4 protein-coding genes are annotated in these 3,815 nt (G+C 36.9%); 2 read left to right on the forward strand and 2 right to left on the reverse strand.

The annotated features are described in order from the left end of the window. Nucleotides 1–114 precede the first annotated feature (114 nt). Together Q0590_RS36825 and Q0590_RS36830 are read left to right on the forward strand one after the other, a co-directional pair. The gene (locus tag Q0590_RS36825) at nucleotides 115–486 is read left to right on the forward strand and encodes a putative quinol monooxygenase (RefSeq protein WP_302042687.1); all 372 of its coding nucleotides are present in this window, start codon (nucleotides 115–117) and stop codon (nucleotides 484–486) included. 399 nt (nucleotides 487–885) lie between these two features. After that, nucleotides 886–1,254: a hypothetical protein gene (locus Q0590_RS36830; protein ID WP_302042688.1), complete on the forward strand. Its 369-nt coding sequence runs from the start codon at nucleotides 886–888 to the stop codon at nucleotides 1,252–1,254. Between the two features lie 152 nt (nucleotides 1,255–1,406). On the opposite strand, the gene Q0590_RS36835 is transcribed toward Q0590_RS36830, so the two are convergent. Both Q0590_RS36835 and Q0590_RS36840 read right to left on the reverse strand, forming a co-directional pair. Then, nucleotides 1,407–1,712 (reverse strand): hypothetical protein, encoded by a 306-nt coding sequence (locus Q0590_RS36835; RefSeq protein WP_302042689.1) that lies wholly within the window; start codon nucleotides 1,710–1,712, stop codon nucleotides 1,407–1,409. Nucleotides 1,713–2,214: 502 nt separating this feature from the next. Then, a complete protein-coding gene (locus Q0590_RS36840; RefSeq protein ID WP_302042690.1) occupies nucleotides 2,215–2,967 on the reverse strand; it encodes a Bax inhibitor-1/YccA family protein in 753 nt (250 codons plus the stop codon). Nucleotides 2,968–3,815 lie beyond the last annotated feature (848 nt).

The following is a 3,815-nucleotide window of genomic DNA, read 5'->3' on the forward strand; positions in this document are numbered from 1 at the left end:
CAAGCACGATGATCAGATTGTACTTAAATACATTCAACTTTTGACATGTACTTAGAGTACTGAGTCTTAATAAGCTTTTTTCTTATTCCCTCCACCGCAAAACTTTAAATTATTATGAAAGGTCTACAACTTACCTCTAGATTTCAAATCCATAAGGGTAAACTCGAAGCATTTAAAACATTGGCCAATGAATGTATTTCTCTCGTTCAAGAAAATGAGCCAAATGCGTTGCAATATGATTGGTTTTTTAACTCAGATCAAACTGAGTGTGTGATCAGGGAAACATTCACGGATTCCAATGCTCTGCTTGCACATATAGCTAATCTGGGAGAGGTACTTGGGAAAATTCAGGCACTAGGCGATTTTTCTTCAGAGATATATGGCAATCCCTCTGAAGAACTCATGCAAGCCGTTGCCGGGATGGATGTAAAGGTGTATTCTTTCTATCGAGGCTTGGAAAGGGCTGTCGCTGGGAAAAGCAGATAAGGTATTGACCAATGTTGAGCTCAATGTACTTTTGTCCACTGCAAAATGCTGCAATGGAGCCAATGACTAATTGAGACTGGCTTTTTTGCTTTTGTAAAAAGATGCAAAATAGATGTGGTAATATTAACTCCCCTTTTGCTGAAACTTCAACCGATACTATCTTTACTACTAAAGTAAATACATTTTTTTTCTATTTCTGTCCGAAAAACAGGGGGTCTTACGAACGTTTCGGATACCAATAGTGTAAACAACCCATTAACATATTAACTTAGTGAATAAAGTGTTGAGGTTGTTGTTTCTAAAGCCTTCTTATGGTTCTTTACTTTGCTGCTAGCATATATATTTTAATACGTAATGCTTTTTGAGTAGAAAGCTACTCCTTATGATTAGATAAGTAAGATGATGGATAGTATCGGTGCTATAATTGGAAGAAACCCTCAAGCTGTTGAGCATGTACTGGGTCGGCCAGGGAAGAAAGAAGCGGTTAAAACGCCCACTGATCATAAAAGCCGTAAGTATACGTATCAAAATGGCGACATTGAAATCATTTATATAGATAATACAGCTGATTGGATTACGATCACCAACAGACACAATAAAACGATGGAAGAGTTTATTAATTTCTTTGGTCTCAAAGAGCTAACCCCCTATTTCGATAAGAGAGGCACAAGAATCTACAAAAATATAGCAGGCCTAAAAGAAGTATCCTTATATCCGGATACCAAGGGCAATATTTGGATGGTTTATATCAAAGCCTTTACTGAATAAGTTAATAATATCCCTACCCTTATAGGTTTTTCCTTGCTTTTCTCCAGATAATACCTGCTTAACAACTCCTTAGCCTGACCGGGATGTCATACCCGATCCGTTTATCTATTAAGTATTGATTAGAGAAAAGTAGGGATAGGGTCATAAGTCAATTAAGTGGCAATGGTAATAACTGAAAATCCTTCTTGTTTGAGTTTTTCTAGACTAGTATAAAATAATATTCCAGTTTGACGGTATTTTCTTTTATTAACTACAAAGGCTACTTGTAAATCTAAATGCTTGAATGGTTGTAAACATTTATCAGCTGCCTCATCTTTTGAATATAAATCTATAAAATTTTTGAAGGCTCCCTGATCAGTAGGAAAAATAATGATTTCATCAATAGTAGATCCTTTGTATGGTTGTCCAATTAAGTGCTGATTCATTTCTTTGTGCAGCACAGCTGTTTGATAATCCATATTAATTTTTTATTTCACCTTATAATTCTCAACCTGATTCGCTCTTCTCCTTCTAGAAGTTGACAAAATTTTCCTTAGGTATAACAATATCTATATAAAAATATGGTCAAAAGGAGAAAATAAAAGTTATAATAAAAAGCTATGAAGACTATACTTTTCTTCTTGCCCATAATTACAGTTTCAAGAAAAGGGGAGTTATTTTAACCACCCATTTTATTTCTACTTACAATAAAAAAGTGGGCAAGAGGTGAAAAGATCATTTTTAATGTAGGAATAGAAGCACTATTTATTCCCCCTCTTGCCCTTTCTTTTCTATAAAACTACATCTCATACAGTAGTTCGTTTATCAAAGAATTCGGGCAATTTACAAAGCTTGTTGCCCCAGCTATTGTTGTAGTGGGTTGGCTGTGCTGTTTATTGGATGATTCTTGCTTTAAAAGGCATCACCAAGGGAAGCACTCAGCTTCCCTTGGTGATACTAACCGGCGAGCTAAAGCCTAGCTTAGTCTCGTAGTTTAGACAACAACCGTAAAAACTCTATATACAACCAGATCAGGGTAACCATCAACCCAAAAGCGGCATACCATTCCATATACTTAGGCGCTTTTTGTTCTGCCCCTTGTTCGATGAAATCAAAATCCATTACCAGATTCAAGGCTGCAATGACTACCACAAATAAGCTAAATCCAATCCCTATCAGCCCACTCTCATGAATATAGGGCATGGTTGAACCAAACAAACTCATGCCAAAAGAGATCAAGTATACAAGAGCAATACCGCCAGTGGCAGCCGCTACACCTAATTTGAAATTTTCCGTAACGTTAATTAAGCCCGATTTATAAATAAACAATAAGCTAAGAAGGGTTCCCATGGTTAACAAGACTGCCTGAAAGACAATACCTGAAAATTGTGCTTCAAAAAAAGCAGAGACACCTCCTAAAAATAATCCTTCCAAAACGGCATAGATCGGAGCCGTTACCGGAGAGTATTCTTTTTTAAAGATGGTCACAAGTGCAAGGATAAACCCACCGATGCCCCCTATCATCATAAAGGTAGGCACAAGGGTTGCTGCCTGAAAGTACATAGTCCAGGTAATGATGGCAGAACCTACCACTAAAAGTAAAAGGACAGCTATTTTATTGACTGTACCTCCAATAGTCATGACAGTAGTCTGCTGATGATCTCCAAAGGGATTAACGTGACGAGTAAAAACCTCAGAATCTAATGCTGGATTGGATGATTTAAATAAAGCCATACTTGTAAATTTGATCTATATATACCCTAAAAGTCGAAAAGGTGCATATGTATGTAAGCATTCACTAGTAATTACTTTCGAGTTGGGCTATGCTAATGAACAATTGCGGATCATCTACCTCTAGCCATAGAGCATCAAGGGGAATGACTGCTTCAAAATCAGTAGAGATAGGTAGATAAGGGTGAGTTATATCCGAAATTTTTATAGAGTGTTGTCGGTCAGGCCCCGGTTTTCGGAAAGAGTTCAAGGAAAAAATACAGGTGTGATTTTCCCAGGCAATGTTGATATGTTACCTGAAAGGGGAAGTTATTTCTCCCATAAAGCCCTGTAATTGAAAGACTAAAAGGTAAATATTCTTCTTTTTAACCTCACTACTTACAGTTGTAGTACATGCTTTTGGGCAACCCGGATAGGCAGACCGGTTACTATACGTTTGTCTTTTTTTTAGAGCATTGCATCAAGCAATCAAGAGGAGCCCTTCTATGGAATACAACTGCTCGTTATGAGGCTTTTCAAGAGCTGTTTTACTTGCCAATGCTGCTCTCTTCTCACAGATGTAGGATCTAATTAAAATACCATCTATTTGCTGAATAAGCACCTGCTATCTTTGGTACATGATCAATAGGTCATATAAGTTTAGGTTTTAGGTGGTTTTATAAAAAAAGGATGTTATGCATCCTTTTTTTATGTCCTTTCTGTTTCATCTTATGGCCTCCACCCTTAAAATCAGACAGGGTAGAAGTCACAAGAAAGGGGAAGTTGTTTTAACTCTTCTATCCTATCAAAGCCTCAAATCATTATTGTATATAGAGAATTTACTACAGGTAATAGCTTTCTTTCATCCCTTA

The organism is Rhodocytophaga aerolata, from assembly GCF_030503435.1.
Taxonomy (GTDB): Bacteria; Bacteroidota; Bacteroidia; order Cytophagales; family 172606-1; genus Rhodocytophaga; species Rhodocytophaga aerolata.